1 protein-coding gene and 1 pseudogene are annotated in these 292 nt (G+C 60.6%); one reads left to right on the top strand and one right to left on the bottom strand.

Translation table 11 applies throughout. From position 1 onward, the window contains the following. Window positions 1-231, top strand: a pseudogene (locus ACNQ0T_RS23940) (dethiobiotin synthase); the annotation flags it as partial. Here ACNQ0T_RS23940 and ACNQ0T_RS23935 read toward each other — a convergent pair. Next, the coding region (locus ACNQ0T_RS23935) for a hypothetical protein (protein WP_417930465.1) at window positions 184-292 on the bottom strand (109 nt) is incomplete at its 5' end. The pseudogene ACNQ0T_RS23940 and the gene ACNQ0T_RS23935 overlap by 48 nt on opposite strands.

Here is a 292-nt window from a genome sequence, read left to right as displayed (position 1 = left end):
GCCCAGGCGATCGCCAATGACGGTTTACCGCTGATTGGCTGGGTAGCCAATCGGATCAACCCCGGTCTGGCGCACTACGCCGAAATCATCGATGTCCTCAGCAAAAAGCTGCCGGCGCCGCTGATCGGCGAGCTGCCTTATCTACCGCGCGCCGAACAGCGTGAGCTGAGCCGCTACGTCGACTTAGACATGCTCGGCAACGTGATGGCGATAGATCGAATCCCGGCGTAACGTCCGCGACAGCACAGACGACACGACGCAGGTTATCAGCAGACCGGGCAGTATACGCTGC

The organism is Enterobacter cloacae complex sp.6700776, assembly GCF_048284255.1.
GTDB classification, from domain to species: Bacteria; Pseudomonadota; Gammaproteobacteria; order Enterobacterales; family Enterobacteriaceae; genus Enterobacter; species Enterobacter intestinihominis.
This window is presented reverse-complemented; position numbering and strand designations above follow the sequence as displayed.